General features: G+C 56.8%; 18 protein-coding genes and 4 pseudogenes. 5 read left to right on the forward strand and 17 right to left on the reverse strand.

Features of this window, described 5'->3' with window-relative positions; translation table 11 throughout:
* Positions 1–27: 27 nt before the first annotated feature.
* From ACP97_RS02460 to ACP97_RS21375, 5 genes and pseudogenes are all read right to left on the reverse strand, one after another.
* A complete protein-coding gene (locus ACP97_RS02460; RefSeq protein WP_079977530.1) occupies positions 28–1,068 on the reverse strand; it encodes a YihY/virulence factor BrkB family protein in 1,041 nt (346 codons plus the stop codon).
* A 177-nt stretch (positions 1,069–1,245) separates the two neighbouring features.
* Complete coding sequence (locus ACP97_RS02465; RefSeq protein ID WP_237561077.1) at positions 1,246–2,055, reverse strand: mechanosensitive ion channel family protein; 810 nt, start codon at positions 2,053–2,055, stop codon at positions 1,246–1,248.
* 51 nt (positions 2,056–2,106) lie between these two features.
* A pseudogene (locus ACP97_RS20690) lies at positions 2,107–2,301 on the reverse strand (membrane protein); the annotation flags it as partial.
* Positions 2,302–2,454: 153 nt separating this feature from the next.
* Complete coding sequence (locus tag ACP97_RS02470; RefSeq protein WP_049996258.1) at positions 2,455–3,243, reverse strand: DUF7260 family protein; 789 nt, start codon at positions 3,241–3,243, stop codon at positions 2,455–2,457.
* Between the two features lie 7 nt (positions 3,244–3,250).
* Positions 3,251–3,517 carry a DUF7563 family protein gene (locus tag ACP97_RS21375; protein WP_449404916.1) on the reverse strand — a complete coding sequence of 89 codons (267 nt, stop codon included), beginning with the start codon at positions 3,515–3,517 and terminating at the stop codon, positions 3,251–3,253.
* Between the two features lie 381 nt (positions 3,518–3,898).
* Here ACP97_RS21375 and ACP97_RS02475 point away from each other — a divergent pair, with 381 nt between their 5' ends.
* Entirely contained in the window at positions 3,899–4,795 is an 897-nt protein-coding gene (locus ACP97_RS02475) for a mechanosensitive ion channel family protein (RefSeq protein ID WP_049996259.1), read from the forward strand.
* Positions 4,796–5,357: 562 nt separating this feature from the next.
* Here the strand turns inward: ACP97_RS02475 and ACP97_RS20695 are convergent.
* Both ACP97_RS20695 and ACP97_RS21200 read right to left on the reverse strand, forming a co-directional pair.
* The gene (locus tag ACP97_RS20695) at positions 5,358–5,591 is read right to left on the reverse strand and encodes a hypothetical protein (RefSeq protein ID WP_237561068.1); all 234 of its coding nucleotides are present in this window, start codon (positions 5,589–5,591) and stop codon (positions 5,358–5,360) included.
* Between the two features lie 40 nt (positions 5,592–5,631).
* A pseudogene (locus ACP97_RS21200) lies at positions 5,632–5,913 on the reverse strand (IS701 family transposase); the annotation flags it as partial.
* Between the two features lie 229 nt (positions 5,914–6,142).
* Between ACP97_RS21200 and ACP97_RS02485 the strand changes: the two are divergent.
* The gene (locus tag ACP97_RS02485) at positions 6,143–8,995 is read left to right on the forward strand and encodes a M14 family zinc carboxypeptidase (protein ID WP_049996261.1); all 2,853 of its coding nucleotides are present in this window, start codon (positions 6,143–6,145) and stop codon (positions 8,993–8,995) included.
* Positions 8,996–9,359: 364 nt separating this feature from the next.
* Here the strand turns inward: ACP97_RS02485 and ACP97_RS02490 are convergent, their stop codons facing one another.
* The 3 genes from ACP97_RS02490 to ACP97_RS02500 all read right to left on the reverse strand — a co-directional run bounded on the left by ACP97_RS02490 (position 9,360) and on the right by ACP97_RS02500 (position 12,253).
* A complete protein-coding gene (locus ACP97_RS02490) occupies positions 9,360–10,595 on the reverse strand; it encodes an RNA-guided endonuclease InsQ/TnpB family protein (RefSeq protein WP_049996262.1) in 1,236 nt (411 codons plus the stop codon).
* Positions 10,596–10,874: 279 nt separating this feature from the next.
* Positions 10,875–11,942: a thiamine ABC transporter substrate-binding protein gene (locus ACP97_RS02495; RefSeq protein ID WP_336884750.1), complete on the reverse strand. Its 1,068-nt coding sequence runs from the start codon at positions 11,940–11,942 to the stop codon at positions 10,875–10,877.
* The gene (locus tag ACP97_RS02500) at positions 11,939–12,253 is read right to left on the reverse strand and encodes a thiamine-binding protein (protein WP_049996338.1); all 315 of its coding nucleotides are present in this window, start codon (positions 12,251–12,253) and stop codon (positions 11,939–11,941) included. The genes ACP97_RS02495 and ACP97_RS02500 overlap by 4 nt, the downstream gene beginning before the upstream one ends.
* A 119-nt stretch (positions 12,254–12,372) precedes the next feature.
* Here ACP97_RS02500 and ACP97_RS02505 point away from each other — a divergent pair, with 119 nt between their 5' ends.
* Entirely contained in the window at positions 12,373–12,648 is a 276-nt protein-coding gene (locus tag ACP97_RS02505; RefSeq protein ID WP_049996263.1) for a hypothetical protein, read from the forward strand.
* 1,122 nt (positions 12,649–13,770) lie between these two features.
* Positions 13,771–14,382 carry a zinc ribbon domain-containing protein gene (locus tag ACP97_RS02510; RefSeq protein WP_049996264.1) on the forward strand — a complete coding sequence of 204 codons (612 nt, stop codon included), beginning with the start codon at positions 13,771–13,773 and terminating at the stop codon, positions 14,380–14,382.
* Positions 14,383–14,539: 157 nt separating this feature from the next.
* Here the strand turns inward: ACP97_RS02510 and ACP97_RS02515 are convergent, their stop codons facing one another.
* The 6 genes and pseudogenes from ACP97_RS02515 to ACP97_RS02535 form a co-directional block, all read right to left on the reverse strand.
* Positions 14,540–14,794 carry a UPF0058 family protein gene (locus ACP97_RS02515; protein ID WP_049996265.1) on the reverse strand — a complete coding sequence of 85 codons (255 nt, stop codon included), beginning with the start codon at positions 14,792–14,794 and terminating at the stop codon, positions 14,540–14,542.
* 484 nt (positions 14,795–15,278) lie between these two features.
* Positions 15,279–15,425, reverse strand: coding sequence for a DUF1643 domain-containing protein (locus tag ACP97_RS21205; RefSeq protein WP_202593543.1), 147 nt, complete (start codon positions 15,423–15,425; stop codon positions 15,279–15,281).
* 51 nt (positions 15,426–15,476) lie between these two features.
* Positions 15,477–16,109, reverse strand: a complete 633-nt coding sequence (locus ACP97_RS02520; protein WP_049996266.1) for a TATA-box-binding protein — start codon at positions 16,107–16,109, stop codon at positions 15,477–15,479.
* Positions 16,110–16,305: 196 nt separating this feature from the next.
* Positions 16,306–17,136 (reverse strand): transcriptional regulator TbsP, encoded by an 831-nt coding sequence (gene tbsP, locus ACP97_RS02525; protein ID WP_049996267.1) that lies wholly within the window; start codon positions 17,134–17,136, stop codon positions 16,306–16,308.
* Between the two features lie 349 nt (positions 17,137–17,485).
* Positions 17,486–17,713 (reverse strand): hypothetical protein, encoded by a 228-nt coding sequence (locus tag ACP97_RS02530; protein ID WP_049996268.1) that lies wholly within the window; start codon positions 17,711–17,713, stop codon positions 17,486–17,488.
* 833 nt (positions 17,714–18,546) lie between these two features.
* Positions 18,547–18,894 (reverse strand): annotated as a pseudogene (locus ACP97_RS02535) (hypothetical protein); the annotation flags it as partial.
* A 178-nt stretch (positions 18,895–19,072) separates the two neighbouring features.
* On the opposite strand from ACP97_RS02535, the gene ACP97_RS02540 reads away from it, so the two are divergent.
* Positions 19,073–20,347, forward strand: coding sequence for an NRAMP family divalent metal transporter (locus tag ACP97_RS02540; protein ID WP_049996269.1), 1,275 nt, complete (start codon positions 19,073–19,075; stop codon positions 20,345–20,347).
* 278 nt (positions 20,348–20,625) lie between these two features.
* Here ACP97_RS02540 and ACP97_RS19640 read toward each other — a convergent pair.
* Positions 20,626–20,780, reverse strand: a pseudogene (locus tag ACP97_RS19640) (TRAM domain-containing protein); the annotation flags it as partial.
* Between the last annotated feature and the right edge of the window lie 676 nt (positions 20,781–21,456).

A 21,456-nucleotide genomic window follows, 5' to 3' on the forward strand; every position in this document is an offset into this window, starting at 1 on the left:
TGTTGTTCCCGAACTGACTCCTTCCTCTCACCTGGAGCAGTCCCAGTGGAATTCAAGACTCACTGAACCGTCGGCCGTAGGCTCCGTGTCGTCATCGGAAGCAACGACATGGTGTGGAGATGGAAATCGAACATCGTTCCCGTTCGCTACCAGTTTTATCTCATCACTTTCAGGGAGGATTCTCTTGGCTCTATGCACTGCCTCGACAATGTCCTGGGAATCTGCTGTGTTGGCCCTGCCGGCTTCGCTGTTGGTCCGTGCTGCCCTCGTTACTGGCTCAATATCGACATCCGCGCTCCGGTTCGAGAGGACGGCGTTGACAGCGACGCCAACCAAGATAATCAGCCCGCTAAAATAAAGCCACGTCAGCAGCACGAGAACACCCGCAATCGCACTACTCTCTGGTGATTTGAACTGTGTATATAGCCGGAATACTGACTCGAACGTGGTCAGTCCAACGGCGGTCACGAACACACCAGGCAGGATTTCTTTCAGTGTCACGTCGGTGTCCGGGAAAATGTAATACATTGGGACGAACGTGACTGCTAACCCGATGATGAGGACTACCGGACGGATGACGGTCGCAATCACTCCCGGATCGACGCTCGAGAGAATCGAATTGATTGCCAATCCTGCCACTAACGCAAGTCCAAATGTCAGAAACACCACTACCCCGTCGGTGAGCTGATCGGCGAAGGTATTCGCTGATCCCGTCTCGTAAATATCCGAAAACGCGGTGTCGAGCCCACGAAAAATCCGGAGGGTTCCCCATAGCAGCACTCCCAGCCCGAGGATCGAGAGTCCCGTGGATGTCCCGGCAGTTTCGAGTTGGCCGATGAGAATCCCACCAGTGCTTGGTGTGAGAACCCGTTTGGCAAACGAGATGAACGCCGTTTCGAGACTTCGGTCCCCCACAGTCGAGATGATCGTCAGCACTAATACCAACAGTGGCAGCATCGACACGAACGCGTGGTAGGCGATGCTGCCCGCCATGAACGTCACTTTCTCTGTGCGGAGTTCGTGCACGACTGCACGAAGAACGTCCATCGAACGGCCAAAACGGCTCATATCGAGTCGGTCAGCGAGTGACTGCATCATGGTTCCCGGCTTGTAGAACAGCCACAATAATACGACCGATTTCAACAGTGTGTCCGGCTGCTTCCGTGAAGTCTTCGAATCGGGCGATTAGCTTTAGAGCCGTCCTCTAAAAGGGTCCGGGAACCCTTTGCTTTGTGTTCGATGCAGTCAGTCGTCCATCGATCCCGGTGACTCGAAGCTATCGTCTGACTCGGTCTCCGAATCCTCGGCGACGTCCGACGCACTACTCCGCGCACTCGACATCCAGTCGTCGATGTTTGCGGCGACGTAGTCCTTGCTGCCCCAACCGACGCCGATGCCGACCGCGAGCGCGAGTGCCACTCCAAGCGCACCGAAAAAGGCTGTAACGACCGTGGTGAACAGCGTCGTCAGCACGTCCGTGTCGAATCCTACCGTATCCAACGCGATCGTGATCGTGATGTAGTAGACGAACAGCTTCACTGCGAGTCCCGCGAGAGTGGTCAGCCGGCTTGCATCGGTGCTGGCGACAATGCCTTCGAGGAGATCCGCAACGAAAACCCCCACAACCAGAACAAGCAGTCCACCGATCAACGCCGGGGCGAAGGCAGCGAACTCGTTCAACAGTTGCGAGAGCGCTGGAATTCCAAGGGTATCCGCCGCTGCCAGGAGCGCGAGGAAGTACACGACGTACTCAACGAGTTTCCCGACTGCGTTTCCAACCCCACCCGTGGAGGTGGTGACGCCTTCCAGGGGCGTGCCACGGGCGTAGCCATCGAGCCCGAACCCACTGACGATATTCGCGATAATATCGCCGAGGTTCCGCCCAATCACGAACCCGATCACCAGAATGATGACCGCTGAGAAGATAATAGGGAGGAACGCACCGATGTCCGAGAGCAGTTGCGAAAGGATTGCGATCCCGAGTACGTCTGCCGCAGCAAGGAACGCATAGAAGTAGACAATATACGCGATCAGCGTCCCAATCGAACTCGCCACGCCGGTATCACTTTCGAGTGGTGTTCCGCGAGTGTAGTTCGAGAGTCCAATCTTTTCGAGAATGCGAGTTACGACACCACCAAGAACTCGGCCGAGAATCCAGCCGATCAGTAGAATGACGATTGCACCGATAACCGCTGGTATGAACCCGATGATGTTTGCGACGGTATCTTGCAAGAAATTCGGAACTTGGGCCTGCAAGGCGGTACGACTTATGAGCGCGGGTGGAGTTATCATCGATTTCATCTCCTCTCACATCCAATGGTTTTGAGAGCTATCCAGTGGATGCAACTCCGGGTTTGAACGCTTCTCTAATAAAATAGTGTGGTAGTTTATAATTGAATGATAGGTGCGAGCACCGATTGTATTGTTCAACGATGGATTTGATACCGGTATTGTTCAATTCGAATCTGTCAACGACTGTGTGATCCAGCCCCGTACTTGTTGTATTCTGTCGGCAGAGCTCGCAATTTCTGATAATACTGGATACGTGAAATCCTGTGAGTGATAGAGGTACTCGTCAAAAGTTCTCCCATCGAGATGCAGGTTGTCCGTTGGTGGACGTTCGTTGAGGAACGCTTGACGCTGATCAGCAAGCATGTCACAGTCATGTTCAAGCGCGTGGAGTCGATCACGAGCGGCGGTGAGATTTTCATCGGACCAGACTTCAAACGGTGAATCGGCAAGCTCGGAGACAGTGGCGGTAATCTTGCATAGTTGTTCGTCAGTCTCGACGAGCGATGTCGCTTCTCGATCGAGCCACATCGAGAATGCCCTGCGATCGCGATGGGCCTGCTTTGCGGCTTCGAGAATCGTCGTCTGGAGGTTTTGGGAGATGTCAACATTCTGCTTGAGGACGTGAGCAATACCCGGTCCGAGCTCTCCTGCAATGGCTTCGTGGATCGAGGCGTCGTTGTACTCGTCGTCGTAATGGTCGGTATCCAGAAGCGTCTCCTGAAAGGCGTCCTCGATTCGCTCGATCGTCGCTCCACCGGGCTCCGTATCGGAGAGTGTGCGGACTGGTTGCTGGGGTTGTCTCCACGCCCCGTTCTGGGAGTGACTGCATTCGATATTGGCAACGCGGGTATGAAATCGCTGGAATGCACGCTTTTCGACCTGTGTTCGGGCTTGCTCTCGCTCGACGCGCTCGCGCGCGTTACTGATAGGTTTGATCGCTTGTGGGGTCATGATATATTTATTGCAAGACGTGTGCTACGGGGACATTCTCTTTCGACAGTAGTGCGTCTCTGAACAGCATCATCCGACTGCCAAGCAGTGTTGCGGTGGATCCTGTCGCGGAGTCGTTCATCAGTGTCCCGGTGATCGGGCATCGCGGATGTCGGCCCCATCGCGAACTTCCCCGAGCAGTTCGGACAGCCGGTACGGTTTCCATTCCAGCAGGTGCGAACACTCGGACATACTGACCGGTGACGAACGCCTTGCAGTTCTGGCATTCAGGCATGTGAGGGGTGATCGCCGTGGAGAATAACCCGTACAAACTGGTCGTTGCCGCAACTCGGGCACTGAGTCGTGTTCATCGGAACCAGGCTTCCATCACTAGTGACTCTGGCAGGATACAGGTTGTTACACTGATCACAACAGAGAAACCTGCTGTCGCTTCTTTTCATCTTTTCACTTGATTGATCACTCATGATTTTGTTTGCATAATAGCACCCCACACCATTGTTCCTTTCGGCTAGTTAGTCTCCTCTTCGAGGAGTTCGCTTTCGGTAAACGATTCGAAAAACATCTCCATCAGTTCTAATTTCCAACATTCTTCCACGGTACTACACAATAATCGCAACATTAATTACCAATACGTCTATCTACTCAGGCGGGTTCTATGATACCACTCCAGCAAGGGTTTTCACTCGACCCACAGTCGTTGCTCAATCAGTACGGACCAGCACTCGTCAGCGCTGCCGTGACGATCGTACTGTTCCTCGTCTCGTTCGTCATCATCTACTACGTCGGCAAGGCCATCGTGGTCCGGATGTTGAACGCCACGCTCGACAATCGTGACATTGATGAGACGATTGCAGGATTACTCGTGAGCACGGTAGTCGCGATCACGGCTGTGCTTGCAATCGTGATCGCAGCAACGATCGCAGGCGCTGGCGTCGTGCTCGCAGCATTTGCGACGCTCGCTGGTGCGCTCGCACTCGCGGTCGGGTTCGCTGCACAAGACATCATCTCGAACTTCGTCGCGGGAATCTTCATCATTCAGGACGAGCCATTCAAGATCGGCGACTGGATCGAGTGGGATGATAACGTCGGTGTCGTCAGGGAAATCCAACTCCGAGTCACGAAACTCGATACGTTCGACAATGAGGAAGTCACAGTGCCGAACAGTGACCTCGCCAGCGCCGTTGTGACCAACCCCACGGGCAACGACCAGCTCAGGGTCGGTGTCGACTTCGGCATCGAGTACGACGATAATATTGAAGACGCGCGTGCGGCAATTCTCGACGAGGCGCAGAAACTCGATGGAGCGCTCGCCGAACCCGAACCCGCCGCGCCCGTCACAAGCCTCGGCGATTCCGCAGTCGTGCTCTCGGGACGTGTCTGGATCGATCCGAACCGTACCGGCTACGCACCGACGGCCGCCGCGTTCACCGAAGCGGTCAAGAAACGCTTCGACGTCGAGGGCATCGGCATGCCGTACCCCTACACCGAACTCACCGGAAGCGTCGAGGCCGAAACTCTCGACGGGGCAGGATACTCAGCAACGGACGACTAACCACAGCCATTCCATCGGATTCGAACTCCGTATTTTTGACGGCAATCACACTGGTTCGTCGCGTAATCACTCGAAAAACCGGTGATGGCCGTGTATTTCGGGTGTCGAAATCAAAGTCGATATCAGCGGGATCATCTACGATTCTCGCTCATCACGACTCTCGGACGCGTCTGTCTGTGAGATCGAATGGAATGGAGAGATTGTTTCGGGCGGCAACTCTTCGATGAACTGTTCGAAGTCATCAATCTGCTTAAGCGTATCGGGGAACGTGAGATACTCCACCGTGACGAATGCACCGAGAGTAATGATGCGATAGCCGTCGCTGGTTTGTTCAGTCCAGTGTCTCTCGGGAAGTTCGTCCAGCGATGGTTGAAGGGCACCTGCGAGAGTTACAAAGCGTCGGTGACATCTTCGAGCGGGGATGGTTCGTCACACAGGTGTTCAAGCAACCAGAGCAGTTCGGGATCCGCTGCAAGGAACTGCTTTCAGATCTACGCTCCAGAACCTAGTCGCTGATACACTCTCACACCCCTCCAAGAGTCTAACTACTTGACTTCGCACGTTAGACGAACATCCCATCGATCTGGTGCATCAGCTCGTCGGTGCTGCGGTCAGGACTGTTGAGTGCCCAAGAAAGCAGATTTTGAACGCTTTCACGGAAGGAACGCTTGACGTCGTTGCAAAGTGAACTCGCGTGTCCGAGAATCGTTCCAAGAGCGCTGTCTGCAGCACCGAGCTTGAGGAGGCTGTAGGCTAACATCAGCAGGTGCCAGTGTTTGACTGGCACCTGCGGCATGTCGGAGCTCGCAGTCTCCCAAACCAAGGTCCTGCTTGGTGTCCCTGAAGAACGTCTCCACTCGCCATCTCATCGCGTACAACTCGATGAGATGGCTCGCTGGCGCGTCGATTTTGTTCGAGACGATGTACTTCACGCTCCTTTCGTCGTCTTCGCTGTCGCTCGGTTCCTTCTCAGTGATCAGCAACTTCACCTTGCCGATACGGCTGACATCGCGCTTCTGGGTCCAGATATGGTAGGTTTGGTCATTGATCGTGCGCGGGACTGTGTCGATGCGCTTGCCGAGCGCACCGACACGGATCCGTTCACCACCGTAGCTCACGCGTGCATCGCTTTTGACCGCCGAAACCCACTCCTTCCTGACTCACCCTCCAAACCCCCGAACTCGCACTGTCTAGTTGAGAATCTCCTCAGCTGGCGTTCGTTCCTCAAGCCACCTCAACTAGACACTGGCGCTCTTAACGTGTTTTCATCATTCTGAAATGGAATAAAAACTTAATAGTATGCGTTTTGAGAGGGTAGTGTGAGAAAATCACTCACGCAATAATAGTATGAGCAACGATCAACACTACCACGAGGAGGCAGATCCGCACGATCCGACCAACCGATACACTGCCGAAGAGGCTGCAGAACTCGACGAAAACGCATTCGGAGACTCGATTGGCCGCCGCACGTTCCTGAGCATCGCGGCCGCGACCGGGGCCGCGCTCGCCTTGCCCAGTACAGTATCAGCCGAGGTCACCGACGACGCGTTGACCGACATCGCCGAGTACGTTGTCAACGCGACGCCCGACGACTACGAGGCGACGCTCGTCCTCGAGTTCGCGGACAGAGACGCACTCGAAACGTTTGCCGACGCGTACGCGGAACCCAATTGGAACATCGAGGAGGATTCGCTTCCCCCGAAGGCGGAGACGCGAGAGTCGCCGACTCCGGCGGCCCACGCATACCTCACCGCCGAGGAGCTCGATCAGGCACTAGATATTTCTGACGTTGAATTCGTCGATTTCTCACCAGGTGCGAACCCCTTCTGGAGGTTGGACAACCCCTACGGCGACCGCGTCTTCCCCGAGGTTAAGGATGCGCGTGATTTCGTCTCCCACAGCGAACTTGGCCAAGGACTCCAGTATCTGGAGGACGAGTACCCCGACCGCATCCGCGCTCACTCCATCGGCCAGGGACCAGGTTGGGAGAACCTGCGCACGGGCGAGGACCCCGACCGTAAGGACATCTATGTCGCGGCAGTGACGGCCGACGCTCAGGACGAAGAGTCCTTCCAAGAGAAGGACAAAGCTGTTTTTTCCCTTTCAATCCACGGGGACGAGCCCGCGGGCCGCGTGGGTGGCACACGCCTCCTTGAGGATGCAGTAAGAGGTGAGGCCGATGCCATCAAGGACCTTCTTGACGACATCGTCGTTGTCTTCCTCTACGTCAATCCCGATGGTTGGGTCGTCCGAAAGCCACAGTACGAATTCGAGAGTTGGGGAGGAACGGAACGGTTCCGCTATCACCGCGGGAACGCAGCCATCGGGGACACTAACCGGCAGTACCCAACGATGGGCTGGGTCAACCCCGGGTACTGGCCAGCCGAGCCAGAGGACACCCCCGAGGTGCGTCCCGATGATCCCGAGGGGCGGGGCTACGAAGACGTGGTTCCGGATGCGCTGTCGGTCGTCGAGCATTTCCGGGGCTACGACAACGTCGAGTATCTCTGTGACTACCATGGGATGGACCTGTCGGATGCGATGACGTTAAATCTGGAGACGAACGCGCCGTTCGATCACGACGGTACGCACAACCTCGACGAGGTGAACCGACGAATCGTGGACGCGCTGGACGACCAGTGGGGGAGCCCCGAGAGAATCGCCGAGGACACCATGCGCGCCGGCGAGGACATCCACGGCGTCGAAGGATACGTCCCCGACCGACTGATCGACTACGGCTCGATCTATGACTGCCTGGGCTACCAGATTACCGGCGGGTTGCTCGGCTGGGCAGGCCAGCCAGAGGAGTTCGGCGGTCTCGGTGCCATCACGGTCGCCCCCGAGATGATCCTCCGGGACGCCTACGACTTCAAGCCCTACATCGAGCGCCACCTCGGCCTGGCCTACCGCCTATCGATGGAGGAGTTCTCCCAGTTGACCGCCGCAGACACTGACGCGACGATAGCCACTGGCGACCAAGACACCGCCTACGTCGCCTCCGATGTCCTCACGCGTTCATCCGCGAACCTTCCGTTCACCGACGAGGGAGACGACGGCCCCGGCAACGGACAGGGGCCGCCACCGCACGCCAGCGTCCGGCGCAGCCGAGGTCGATCGGATCATTCGGGCGGAGTGAGCGCTGAGTCCGGCGGATCAACCCACTCGTTGGCTGCGGAGTTCCACGCGGAGGGTATCAACGAGGGTGTCATCCAGCTCGTCAACCCCGGCGGGCAGGTCGTCCGCGAGGTCGACCTCGCGGACCCGACAACGGATAGCCACAGCGCCTTCTACATCCCTGATCCGGACGACGGCAAGTGGATCGTCGAGTACGACGGCGACGCCGGCGTCGACGTCGAGACGATTCTCCTAGAGTCCGAGGATGAGTACCCTAACCCCGAGGAGACGCTGGGCTATTCTCAGCGCGAGTACGAGGTCAACCCCATGCGGTTCTTCGAGGACTTGCGGCCCAACCTCGAAGACGGGGAGATCGACGATATGAGCGTCCATCACGTGTCGGTCGGTCGGCTGCTCCGTGGTCGATCGGGCAAGCGCCACTACGACAACCTGGTGATCGCCCACAACGATGGGATCGACAACTCAGAGTACGTCTCGGAAATCGAGAGGTTCGTCGAGGCCGGTGGCGACCTCGTACTCACCGACACCGGGCTGAACCTCCTCGCTGTCCTTGATGTCGGCGACATGGCGGCCATCTCCGCTGACGACATCAAGGAAACCTCGGTAGACATCGGCAACCTCAACAACCGCGACTTCGACCACCCGCTACTCACGGACATCCGGGAGATCCAACAAGAGGTCTGGAAGGGGTCACAGCTCGGCTACACCACCGGGGACGACTCGCCGGTCACGACCGTCGACACCGACGCGTTCGAGGCCGCTGGCGGTACCGTCGGCGGAACCATGGGCGGCGAAACGTACTGGGAGCAAGACGAGGACGGTAACTGGGAACAGATATCCGTTCCCGGCGAGGTCGGTGTCGGGACGCTGACGGTGGGCGACTCGGAAATCAACGTTTTAGGGTCGGTTCTCCCGCCGGCGAACCAGCGGGAATTGCATCCGTTCGGAATGGCTGACTATGCGGTGTCGTTCATGGGTCACACGCTCGTCTGTAACGCACTCGGGTTCGAACAGCGCCGCTACGTCAACGGTGAGCTCGTTGGGACATGGGGTGAGATCCGGTAGCGCCGCCAATCAATCCCATTCCATTCGTTCCGGCGGTGGTCCTTCGACTGAGAAAATCGACCCGACACGGATCGATGAGAGGTCAAAGAACGATCCGTTCTTTCCGCCCGATGTTCATTTCTCGCGCCTATTCTCGTTTCCCTACCCTTTCGAAGGAAGTAGTTTGGAACGGTAAAAACTCAGCAGACGCGTTTCTCGCGCGGTATTGAGACGCGACCGCGACAGCACCGCTGAAGAATCCTCTCCCCACCCACCAACGATAGATAGAAGCTGTAGCGGCTCTCCAGTTGCATTCCTCCTCCACATCACCAAAGCTCAGCCGCAGATCGACACTACACTTGTGAGTGCAGTGAACTACTCCGCCCTACTTCGCGCTGACGCGCTCGTTGAGGGCGGAGCTTCCTGCCTCTATGACGCGCTTTGCAGATACGGCTGTATCCACAGGGAGCGCAGTCTCCACAGGCGTTGATTCGGGGTGTCCCACCCCTATACGTTCGAGGCCGCGAGAAAGAATGTTCCATGCAGCGTTCGCGTCCCTGTCCGCCGTGAAACCGCACGAGGGACAGGCGTGTTCGCGGACCCACAGCGGCTTGTCGGACGAAACTCCACAGGCAGCGCACTCTTTGGTTGTCCCCGCCGGTTCGACCGGAACGTAGTGTGTGCCTTCGCGCTCGCATTTGTATTCGAGCATGGAGAGGAACGTCCGCCATGCCGCTGACGCGGTGTTGCGGCTGTTCGACGGGCTTTCGAGCATCCCGCGAACGTTCAAGTCCTCCACCGCCACGAGGTCGTACTCGCGGGCGTAGTAGTTCGACAGTTTGTGCAGGAAGTCTCGGCGCTTCCGTTTCAGGTCGGCGTGACACTCCGCGACTCGCCGACGTTGGCGGTCGTAGTTGGCCGACCCGTGTTCCTTCCGTGAGAGAGCGCGTTGTTCGCGTTCAAGCCGCTCACGTTCGTCCGTCAGGTCGAGAGATTCGACCGCCGCGCCGTCGGTGTCGTGAGCGTACTTCAGAATACCTACGTCGATACCGACCACCTTTTCGGGGCCGGTCGGTGGTTCGGGTGGTGCTCGGTCGAACTCAACGCCGAACGTGGCAAACCACTCGCCCGTTGGTTCCTTCTTGAGCGTGACCTGCTTCACCGTCGCGTCGTCGGGGATGGCGCGGTGGAGCCGTATCGGTATATCCGCAAGTTTTGAGAGTGACAGAACAGTCTGACCGCCCTTCTTGTCGAGCTTGAAGCCAGACTGACTGTACGTGAAACTGCGGAACGCCCGAGGCGGCTTCCACTTGAGGCGACCGACGCCGTAGCCGTTCTCCTTGAGTTTGGAGAGGCCTTTGATGTTCTGCTCTATCCGCATGACTGCTGTTTGCAGAACTGTCGAGTACACGTCCGAGAGACCACCCCACCAGTCTTTCAAGGACGGGAGTTCATCTCGGATGGACCGAACACGCTGATTGAGCGTGCCTGCATCCTCGGGGATTTGGTTGAATCGGTAGAGAGCGTGATTGTACAGTTGCCTACAAATGTCTCGGTGGCGGTCCAACTCCTCGCGGTGAGTGTCGGACGGTTCAAGACGATATTTGTAGGCGTAGTACATCTGCTACTCGCGTTCCTCGATTAGTTCGTCGAGTTGGTCGCGGATGAACGAGGAGAGGTTGAGGTGCTGTTCCTCAATCCACTCGTCTTGATCTTCGCGGATGGTGATTGTCTTCCGTTTCACCGTATGCACACTATGCACACAAAACGTATAAACCCACTGGTAAGCAGAAACGACGTATGGTCAGATGATGACGGGCGCTGTATCCCCTCCCTGCTCGCGCCTTCGGCGCTCGCGGAGGAAGGGGGATTAGCGCCCTGCGGATTCAGCTAAACACCACTATTTCGAGGCAACCTGGCGAGCCCACTTCGATCGCCAACGGTCCGCGTTTTTGCGGAGTTCGTCCACGCTATATTGAATTGTCTCCTTAGGCTCCTTAGCATGTGGCTGGTATTTTTTCGGTAGCGATGCATTTTCGACAGCCGGAAAGCCGACATTCAGAACTGCCGTCCGGCGTTGTGTTTCGGGTTCAAGCAAAAACTGGGCGAACGTATCGACCATATCGCCATGATCAGTGTCAGCGAACTTCCCGATGCCGCTGACGTAAGCATAGCCCGTGTCGTTCGGGAAACCGATACGGTGTTTGGCAAGCGGTTTGCCCTCGTTCGTTGCGTAGATCTGGTCAGTCGAGAAAGACACGACCATTGGAGCCTCGCCGCTTTCGTAGGCGCTGTACGCACTATTCCATGATTTGACAGCACGTACATTGTTTTTCAAGAGCCGCTGCCAGTAATCGAGATAACTGTCTCGCCCCTTCTCATGGATGGTCCAAAGAAGGAAATCGAGACCCGTGACCGTCGTCTGTGGATTCGCCAGCAACAACCCACCTGAATATTCCGAAGTAAGCAGCGCATCAAACGAAGTGGGTTCAGACACCTTTCGGCCATTGTAGACGATACAGACATAGGAGGCACCTGTCGGGACGATCCGTTTCTGTGGATCGAACCAGTACTCATCGACAACAGATCCGGTGTCAATCGCATCCAACGGCGAGAACAGCGCGGTATCGTCGTCAAGCACGCGCTCGGCACGCACAATATCGGTGGGGGTAACGCCAACATAGGCGTCGGCATCAAGCGGTGCACCCTCGTTGCGGCGCTGGATGAAGTCGTTCATCCCTTGCTCTTTGATTACCCATTCTATCGTCGTTCCGTGGCGTTTTTCGAACTGCTTTTTCACCCACTCGCCGGCGCTGGTACTGACAGCGTTGACGTACGCCTCACGTGCGCCAACACGGAGAGTGTCGGGACTTGACCCAGCCGAAGAGGTACAACCTGCGAGGACACCGAGAGTTCCCACGCTCGCCCCAGCGAGATAGTCGCGCCGTGTAACATTCCCTCGCATCATTGCGAGCGTGCTTCGCCATCAAGATATTCTTCGACGCGATCAACTTTCTCGTCGACGGAGAGCGAGTCCTCTCGATAGTGGTCGATTTTGAGCGTGGTAGAGACACGGCGGGCATCGACAGCTTCGGTCGCAGTCTGCGCGGCGGTGAACACCGCCTCAAGGCTCTCAGCCTCAAGCGTGGTCTCCATCGGATGGGTCTCATAGCGCACATCACAGTCTTCAAGCGCATCGATAGCGGCGGCAACCTCGGCATCAAAGTCCACATCTGGGTCATCGACTGGCGAAACCGCAAGGCTAGCAGTGACTGTCATCATTCGCGATACCAACCACTCCGTGATATAACTCACGAATCGCCAGTCAGATAGTCACCATCACTCCACACGTCAACCGATAGCCGTAATGCTGTACCACAGTCAGTATCCGGCTGAACGTGACTCACTCACCATCTGATCGACCACTTGCCGATCTCGCAGACCTCGTTGCCAAGCATTTCAGCGACTATCGACACTCTGACGAGTTCAACGAACTCTCACTCGTCATCGATAACAGCGACCCGGAGCACTCGACACTCATCGTCCACATCGACCGTCAGCAGCCTACCGACCTCGCCCAGCGCGTCGAGGCTTTCCTCCGTAACAATGGCGCACGGACCGAACGCGAGCGCCACGATGACACCGACATCCGCGTTCTCGCCACCATCGAGTAGTTTCTCACCTATCGCTCTCCATCAGAATACTCGGCAACAGCGAGGAATGCCATGCAATCGAGTTCAGATCCAGTACGGGACGGATATCGGACAGAGAGATGCCGCTGGCTATCCGCGACTCAAGACATTCGTACTCTCACACTCCGGACACTGCGTCATCGTCCCGAGCGGAGGAGCCTCGACGTGCTCCCATTCGTCACTACCGGCAGCCGCTTTGAACCCGCATTCCAGACACCGCGACGGCAACGCAGTCGATTCACGCTGGCTCATGTCGATTTCCCGGTCGTGGAAGCGACCCCAGTGCTTCGATTTCCGACTCCGGGTCGTCGTCAATCTGTATCAGCCTCGATAACATACTGTTACCCACCACACTGGACGTCCTAAAGGTTGGCCTCGTCTCTCTTCTTCCGCCCGCCACGAAGTCGATTGAGAAGACCTCGCGGCGAGCGCGCCGGAACATGGCTTTCGTTGGCGGTTGTAGACGTGAGTATCTCGGATGCAAGCCGAGATCAGAGCCGCCAGGCACCCGCCGACGCACTCGCTGTCGCGGTCCCTTCGACCGGGCGCTCTCAGCGCACGGTTACGTCAGTTTCGCCCTCGTACTCGATATCGACGACGCGGGTGCTGAGTATCTCGGCCAATTTCGAGATCAATGTCTGGTGTTCGACGGCTTCGGTGAGTGCGGGAGCAACACCTGCGTGAACTCGAACAAGGCTTCGACCACACTGACACGCGTGTTCTCAAGCAAAGTCGGCGATGTCATCGACGGGGTCCTCCCCGTAGAACTTGCCGTCCGGCCGGGTTTGTACGATTGGCTCGTACGCATGACTCCCTCAAAGCCGTGGACTGGAACACGCACACGTCAGTCACGCGATGCCACTCCCGACGCTCTCGACGGACAGCACCGGAAATCGATTCGAACAAGTGACGTGCGTGCTTGATCTTCCACCGTCGCTCATGTGTAGCGTAGCGGAATGATTTCTGAATCCGAGATCAATTGATTCTATCGAAACAGTATCGTCTTATAGAGAGTGATAATATCACGAGAGGAAAGCTCTGAACGCCCTTGATACAAGCAATAGATAGGTCACACAATTCTCGTGGACGGACGGTGAATCTTAGATGGATACGATGAGTCCCGTCGACCCGCGCTGTCCGGAATGCGGCGAGCCCATCGGGATGACGTCCGCCTTCTGCATACACTGTTCAGCTGATCTGACCGATTACTCCGAAGACACGATCCTCGGCACTGGCGAACAGCGCGGCGACATGCAGCGATCGTCACCGTCGCACGCATCGACGCCATCCGAAAACTCCACCACTGACAAAGCATTGCTCGATCCCGATAGATTGACCGACACGTTCTTGACCGCCGCGGTGGGTCTCGTCGGTGGTTTCATTGTCGGTGTCTTGCTGTTGGTCTTCGTAACCGGAATGCTGTCGGCTGCGCTCGGCGTTGCTACCGGCTTCCTCGTGTGGCTTGGGACGACGATTTATTTCGCCCGACGACGGACCGTCCAGGAGGCCGTCTCGAAAGCTGCCTATGGAATCGCACTTTCCCTCCTACTGTACTCGCTGATCCCGTTCAGTTCGACGTGGGAAGCGAACAGCCTGACCACTCGTTTGACTGATTTCGTCGTTTTACTCGTCATTGTCTCCATTCCCGTCGCCATCATCGCGGGTGTCGGACACCTCGCTAGACGATTCGCCCCAGATGACGACACCCGGACGTGACGCAACGATAATCGACCCCCAGCGGGCACATCACACTCTACAATTCCTCAGAAAGTCGAGCAGATCCACTTCGGCCATACCGACTTCCATGGCTTCATTCTTACCGATATGACGGTCTATCTCGCCGCCCTACCCCTATTCAACGCAGCACTCTGCATTACTTTGCAGCTATCGGCTCTGTACGATCATCATCGTGGCCGCCACTATCTTCTTCAAGCGTACCGATGATTGACTCCGAAAGCGCAAACACCGCCTCCTTATGCTCTTCTTTCCGCTCGTAGACCTGATAAGGCGTAATATCCAGTGACTCATACTCCTCGAACGCCTCACCATCAACCTCATACTCTGCTATAGCATGCTGCTGCAGTATGTGGAGCAGCGAATGGATCTGAAGTATCTCTTTTTTCTTCATAGTGGTGTATGTACGTACTGAAGATACTCAACTATTTCGGCTGGGAAAATCCAGAGAAGTGGAATATTTCTCAAAAACGGTCCGACTGCAACCCGCTATCCAATTTCGAAACTATGAGAGCGTGACCTCAGTCATCGGTTCGATATGCGAGGCGTGGCCGGTGTCATGCGTGTGCGTTTCAGCCTGTGTTTCTGCGCCGACCCGTGATGGGTGAAAGCCGTACTCTCCACACGTCTCACAAATGATCTTGTACATGGGTTGTTTGCTCGCGACCCACCATTATCATATACAACTATTAAGGTTTGGCCATGCTTACTGACACTGGATCGTGTCCGAGTCACTGGCCGAGCAAACTGAGTTCAAGCACCATGCTGAACCCGTCGCCTTGCCAACCGCAGCATCGGTGCAACCGGCGTGTGATCCACCACAGCAACCGACGAACCAGTATGAGTGGCTGTACGTCAACTGCCAATCACGCCCACTTTCAACTGCCCAACTGGGTAACCGATGATATCACTCCAGCCGGTGAACTCCCGATCAGACGTGAATCGGTGCTCCGGAGCGCGAACAGATTCCCGACGACCAGTCTGCCGTAGCCACAGTCTTCTGCGTAGCCGATACACCGCCGTATTGTCGGATCGTCAGTGGTTGCATGCCGTACTCGGGTTCAGTATGATGAACGCTACTGCGGGCTTCTCGTCGTCTCACGTTCGCCAGAGCTGGTACCGATAGTCGCCATCCAACTCAAAAGCGAAAGGTCACTCAAACGGCTAACGACCGTTTCCAACACTGCTTCAGCTTTATCTCGAGTTCGTATCCCCGTAATCACCAGTTTCCCCGTTCCGAACAGCAACACCACTCCATTGGATTCGTCGGGCCGATAAATCAGACCGGGGAACTGCTCGGGTTCGTATTCGACATCTTCAAGGCCTAACCCAATCGCAATCGCCTCCAGATTCAGCGCCTCGCCGAGATCGGCGTCCAACACCACGTTCTGGACCGTTATATCTATTCTCTCGGCGTCGATGCCGAGCTTTCGTAAAGCATCTACAGTCGCCTGAATCGTCTCGTGGGCTGCTTCGGCGCTTCGTCCTCCCGTGCAAGTGACCTTCCCCGAGCGGAAAATCAGACAGGTCGCTTCTGCGGTCTTGGGCCGGTAGATCAATCCCGGGAACCGGTCTGGATCGAACTCTGCATCGCTGAGATCAGCGGCAACTGATGCGAGGTCAATCTCCTGATCGAGCGCTGACGAAGCAATGACGTTCTGAACCGTGAGTGATGCATACGGATCAGCGACTATGTTTTTAGTATCCATCTGAGAGATTCACCATTGATACTTTCTGAACAATATAGAGAAGAGATGGTCTTAAATCATTAGGCCAGTTAGTCATTGCTCACCTTTCTCTCCCCTCCCCTTTGGCTCACTCTCAGAAGGTTCAGATCAGAGACCTCCGGCGAAATCGATGTCTGCGTTCTCGTCCCTCTCGAGGTCATTCGACCCGCTCCACTGGTTAGGCCGAAACTGCCGACAGTAGCTCACGAGCGACGCTCACCAACTCCTCAGCATCCGCCTCGCCCAGGCGCTCGTCACCGACTAGTAAGCGCAATCGGGGCCGGCCCACATCGAGTGGTACTTTCTCGGTCTCGAGCAATCCTCGCTCTTCGAGGTGAGTCTTCGTCCGTGAGAACGTCGCTTTGCTTGCGACACCCACATCCTCACCCCATCGCGAGATGTCGTACAGCAGCTGTTCGTGTTTGGCTGCCAGCAGCAGGCTCAACCCTACTTCATCTAATCCGCCGTCATCGGCCATGCTCTCAACCGATGCCAGAGCTGTCCGAAAGTCCGCCTCCATCTCCGAGCTGAACCTCTCAGCGAGCGAGTCCAGGACACGCGTGTACGCCGGCGTCCGTAGATCGAACTCCTCGCCACCCTCCCAGAGGTCGTTCCGCTGCTTACGAGCCGCCGCAACGAACTCCTCGTCGTCAGTCACCAGCGCGGCGCTGTGCTCGTCCGATGTGAGCAGCGAAATGACCCTCTCCCCGGTCACCATCAACGCACCATCTAACTGATCGGTGGCCGCCCGTACTTCCAAGGTATCCGCTTCAAGCAAATCCGCCGCCGTGCTCGCTAATATGAAATTATCGCGCACCCATTTCAGCACGTCTTCTTCGACAAGCAGACGCGCTTTCGGTGGCTCGTCACTCTCGGCGAGTATCTCGACGAACTCGCGCGTCGAATCCTCGTCGAAACCAATAGCCATGATCTCTCCGCTCTCCTCGGCAAGGATCGTCCGAAAGTTTTCACCTACCGATGTTCCCACGTGGTTCGAAGTGATTGTCATAGAATATCTATCGGTATTGAAGCCATATCTACCTTCTGTGTTATATTAGTGTTTGTCCACGTGAATGAATATGATAGGGAAGCTCACACGCCTATTTTCGGACGAACGCTTCGAAGTGAAAATCAGCAGCGCACAACCGCTGAACCAACTGACGAGATGAAGAATCCATACTCTCGTCTCAACTGTGTTCTGGCTGTGTCTCGAACGAACTCGCCGGCGAGAACTCGGTCAACTCCTCAATCTCTTGGAGAAAATCGTCATCTTCCGGGCTATCTCATCGTCGTCGAGCCGACTGAACGCTGTCGGCGATGGTGGAGAGCTGATGCGATCTTCCTCTCCCTTCAGGCGATCAGTCGTCGGGCGGGGTGATGAACACTCGCTCGTCGACGAAATAGATGTACCCCCGACTCTGCAACACCTCAAGCGTGTGCTCCGCGTCGCCTTCCGTACATCGCTCGTCACTCACCAACACAGCGTTCGCCTCGTCTTTGGGCAGGCCCGCACCCTCATCAACTGTCTCCCGCAACACCCCAAGAGCGTCCTCAGCGAACGGTGGTATCCGCCGCTTATCGATCATGCTGTAGATTGTGATCGAGCCCAGATATTACTCCGGACGACCAGCAGCAGGCAGCTACACTGGCTCATTCGTAGTCGTCGAGTCCAGTATCCTCGGACGACTCCTCCGAGTTCGAAGAATCGTCAGGACTGATCTCCTCGCCCTCACTCTGGACGGGTTCGTTACTCACGTCACTCTCCTCGCTTTCGGCGGGGGAGCGATCATCCGCGTCGGCCTGATCGCTGTCGGCAGTAGCGGGCGAATCGCCAGTCGAACTGTCCGATTCTGCCCCGTTTGTGGTGGCAGTTGATGGTGTGTCGGCGACATCGAGGCTTTCCAGTGCTTCGATGACCGCCTCTTGATACGGACTGAGCCGCTCACCGTACTCCTCGAAAGGAGGGTGGAAGTGAAGTAAACCGAGCCAACGCTTTCGCTACCACAGATCAGGCGTTTCGGCCCGCGAGCGACGATTATCATGCTCGCGATCGCTGGCTCTGTGTCCTCTTTCAAAATCCGCACCCCTCAGAGAGGGGAAGGGCCAACATCAGTGTGTCACGCACTGGACGGCGTCGGTGACGGATCGTCTCCGCCGTTCAGGATACGGTTGATTACCTCGTTGAGGTCTGGTGCTCTCCCCTTACTGGGCCGATCTGCCCAGAGTTGTCGTAGAGGCATGAGTAGTTCCTCCAAATAGGAATTATAGCCCCAGCGGAATAACGGTTGGGCCGACACCCTCCAATCCTGCAAATCCCGTGCTCGGCAAACTGATCCCCGTGAGATGAAAGCAAGTGCTGTATAATGGCATCCGCTCGACAGTGACAGGATTTCAGCGAAAACGATGCAGCCAACTCAGCTCAGCCAGACTCTGCCTGCGTCTCAAACGCACTACCCGGTGAGAACTCGGTTAGCTCCTTGATCTCCTGTTCCAACCGCTCGACTTCCTGACGGAGTACGACTGCCTCGGAATCGTCGCTGACTGCCAGCCGGTCTTTGAGTCCCTGTAAGCACGTCTCTTTGCGCTCTTCGTCCACCTCGGCTTTGCGAACGTATTCGCTCTCGCTCACGTCGTACACGTCTGACTCGGATACTGGAACAACATCCAGCGCTTCCTCGACCTTGCTCCGGTCGACACCGAGCAGTTGCTCGCGGTCGATGCCGGTCTCGGCGAACGCGTCGAGCACTTCCTCGTCGTCTTTCAGCGAGCCATGACATTTGGGGGCACAGACGCTATGGCAAAGGACAGACACCGGATTGCAAACAACACATTTAGGGAACCAGCAGTGGTATCATATTACTGTCTGGATGCTTCGCAAGTCCTGATCGGACACCAATAGCGGCAGGACAGTTGGACAGCGGAAAAGTCAGATTTCACAAAAAATCATGTCAGGAACCACCTCATCGTATCGAGAACAACTTCGAGACACGGCATCGGGATTCTTCCAACAGTACGGGCTGGCGTTCGTGATGGTCGCCAGCTACTTCGGCTCCGGGTCGATCTTCATCGCCAGTTCGGCGGGCGTCCGCTTCGGCTACGCACTCCTCTGGGCGGTCGTCGGCGCGGCGCTGCTCGGCTTTATGGCCCAGGACATGAGCGCGCGGCTCGGCATCTTTGGCGAACCGCTGATGGTGTTTATCAGGCGGAAGATCGGCAGGCGGCTGGCGACCGCTCTCGCGCTCGTCCTGTCGAGCGGCTGTCTGCTGTGGGCACTTGAACTGACTGCCGCGGTCGCCAAGGGAGTCTCCCTGCTGCTCGGCGGCGCAATCGGCTGGATGCCGCTGGCCTTTATCGTCGGGCTGGCCGCCGTCGTCGTCGGCGTGCTCAACTACGAAGGCATCGAGCAGCTGATGACCGCGATGATGATCGGTCTCCTCGTCGTCTATCTCGCCGTCACCGGCACGACCGCGCCGCCGCTGTCGTCGGTCGTCGGCGGGTTCGTCCCGAGCGTGCCGAACGTCGGCGCGCTCACGCTCGTCGCGTCGATCCTCGGCACGACCGCGCTCTGGCCGAACTTCTTCCTCGAATCGAACCTCGTCTCCGAGAAGGGTTGGACGGGGATTTCGGACGTCGCGCCGATGCGCCGCGACCTCTCCATCGGCTACGCCGTCGGCGGCGTGACGACAATCGCCATCCTCGTCCTCGCGGCGGCCGTACTCCGACCGGCGGGCTACACCGAACTCGAAACGTTCCTCACGCCGGGGCTCGCACTCGGGGAAGTGCTCGGCGAGTGGGCGCGCACCGTCTTTCTGGTCGGGGCAGTCGCGGCGGCGTTCAACAGCATCATCCCCATCATGTGGACGCCGTCGTATCTCATCCAGCACGCCCGCGGGAAGGAGGCCGACTCCGCGAACCGGAGTTTCAAGGCCATCTACGCCGTGCTGGTCACGATCAGCGGCCTCTCGCCGCTCATTACGATGTTCTTCGGTCTCGGCATCATCGACATGATCCTACTCTTTCCGGCCTACAACGCCATCGTCGGACTGCCGATCACGGCCGTCTTCCTCTTCTGGGCGGTCAACGATTCCGACGTGATGGGCGAACACCGCAACACGCGGACGCTCTCGGCGCTGAATGCGGCACTGGTGGTACTGGCCATCGTCTCGGCGGCGACATCACTGCCGGGCGTCTTCGATGCGCTCACCTCAGGCGGTCTCTGAGGGGTCGCGGACGCGCGCCTGTTCGAGTGAGGTGGTATGAAGATTCTACCATCGGCGTATCAAGACGAGCGAGCGCGCACTGCAGGAGTCGGTGGCGGAGTGATTCACCGGTGTCAGAGTTCGTATCGTCGTCTTGGTCGTGAAGAGGGGTATTGGTCATCGCCCGGTCAGGGTAACGACTGGAACAATATGAACCCTAGGAAACACCAGAATATCTCGATAAATACTGCTCCCTTCGGTTGAAAAAGCTACAGACTCTCAGAGACACCGGATCAGTTTCAGGTTTCTGCGAACGCGACGTTCTGACGCATTTCGGTGATCTCGACGGTCACTTCGTCGCCGGGACGCCCTCCCGGAACGATCAGCACATACCCACGATCGATCTCGCGATCCCCTCACCTCAATCGCCTACCGACTCGATCATTACCTCCCGAAATACACGGACAAGCCATATTCCACGGCATAATCGACACGCCCACAGGCGAGTTGCGATTCGTGAAATGAGTCCACCCGAGATACGAAGGCATCGCTGGAGATGAGTACTCCCTCAAGAGCTGAAGTCAGCGCTCATCCGCGTTCGAGACTATGAGAGCGTGGCCTCAGTCATCGGTTCGATATGCGAGGCGTGGCCGGTGTCATGCGTGTGCGTTTCAGCTTGTGTTTCTGCGCCGACCCGTGATGGGTGAAAGCCGTACTCTCCACACGTCTCACAGATGATCTTGTACATGGGTTGTTTGCTCGCGACTCACCATTATCATATACAACCATTAATATTTTGGCCGTGCTTACTGACACTGGATCGTATCCGACTCACTCGGCCGAGCAAACTGATAGGGATTCTCAGACTAAACCCATAGTTTTGCACGAGTCTTCTCCAGTAGTTGGGGGATACAGCGTGTAAGATACAAAGCGCGTATCTTGCACATCGGCTCATCAAAGATGTCCTGCTTGGGGTGACTCACCGCTCATTTACCGGACCCAGCTTCCAAATCCTCTCCCGTTAGTCATCTCTCAGGACGAAATCAGCGTCTGACCCGCTCAACATTACACATCAGATTGGGGAATTCGGCTATTTGATGTGCAAAATGAGGACCGGTGAGAGACCTCGA

Origin of the sequence: Halococcus sediminicola, assembly GCF_000755245.1 — an archaeon.
In the GTDB taxonomy this organism is placed as follows: Archaea; Halobacteriota; Halobacteria; order Halobacteriales; family Halococcaceae; genus Halococcus; species Halococcus sediminicola.

Bases quoted from the DNA above. Each gene is read 5' to 3' on its own strand.
- ACP97_RS02460 (WP_079977530.1), bottom strand. From the start codon at position 1,068: ATGAGCCGTTTTGGCCGTTCGATGGACGTTCTTCGTGCAGTCGTGCAC.
- ACP97_RS02470 (WP_049996258.1), bottom strand. From the start codon at position 3,243: ATGACCCCACAAGCGATCAAACCTATCAGTAACGCGCGCGAGCGCGTC.
- ACP97_RS21375 (WP_449404916.1), bottom strand. From the start codon at position 3,517: ATGCCTGAATGCCAGAACTGCAAGGCGTTCGTCACCGGTCAGTATGTC.
- ACP97_RS02475 (WP_049996259.1), top strand. From the start codon at position 3,899: ATGATACCACTCCAGCAAGGGTTTTCACTCGACCCACAGTCGTTGCTC.
- ACP97_RS20695 (WP_237561068.1), bottom strand. From the start codon at position 5,591: ATGCCGCAGGTGCCAGTCAAACACTGGCACCTGCTGATGTTAGCCTAC.
- ACP97_RS02485 (WP_049996261.1), top strand. From the start codon at position 6,143: ATGAGCAACGATCAACACTACCACGAGGAGGCAGATCCGCACGATCCG.
- ACP97_RS02490 (WP_049996262.1), bottom strand. From the start codon at position 10,595: ATGTACTACGCCTACAAATATCGTCTTGAACCGTCCGACACTCACCGC.
- ACP97_RS02495 (WP_336884750.1), bottom strand. From the start codon at position 11,942: ATGATGCGAGGGAATGTTACACGGCGCGACTATCTCGCTGGGGCGAGC.
- ACP97_RS02500 (WP_049996338.1), bottom strand. From the start codon at position 12,253: ATGACAGTCACTGCTAGCCTTGCGGTTTCGCCAGTCGATGACCCAGAT.
- ACP97_RS02510 (WP_049996264.1), top strand. From the start codon at position 13,771: ATGGATACGATGAGTCCCGTCGACCCGCGCTGTCCGGAATGCGGCGAG.
- ACP97_RS02515 (WP_049996265.1), bottom strand. From the start codon at position 14,794: ATGAAGAAAAAAGAGATACTTCAGATCCATTCGCTGCTCCACATACTG.
- ACP97_RS02520 (WP_049996266.1), bottom strand. From the start codon at position 16,109: ATGGATACTAAAAACATAGTCGCTGATCCGTATGCATCACTCACGGTT.
- tbsP (WP_049996267.1), bottom strand. From the start codon at position 17,136: ATGACAATCACTTCGAACCACGTGGGAACATCGGTAGGTGAAAACTTT.
- ACP97_RS02530 (WP_049996268.1), bottom strand. From the start codon at position 17,713: ATGATCGATAAGCGGCGGATACCACCGTTCGCTGAGGACGCTCTTGGG.
- ACP97_RS02540 (WP_049996269.1), top strand. From the start codon at position 19,073: ATGTCAGGAACCACCTCATCGTATCGAGAACAACTTCGAGACACGGCA.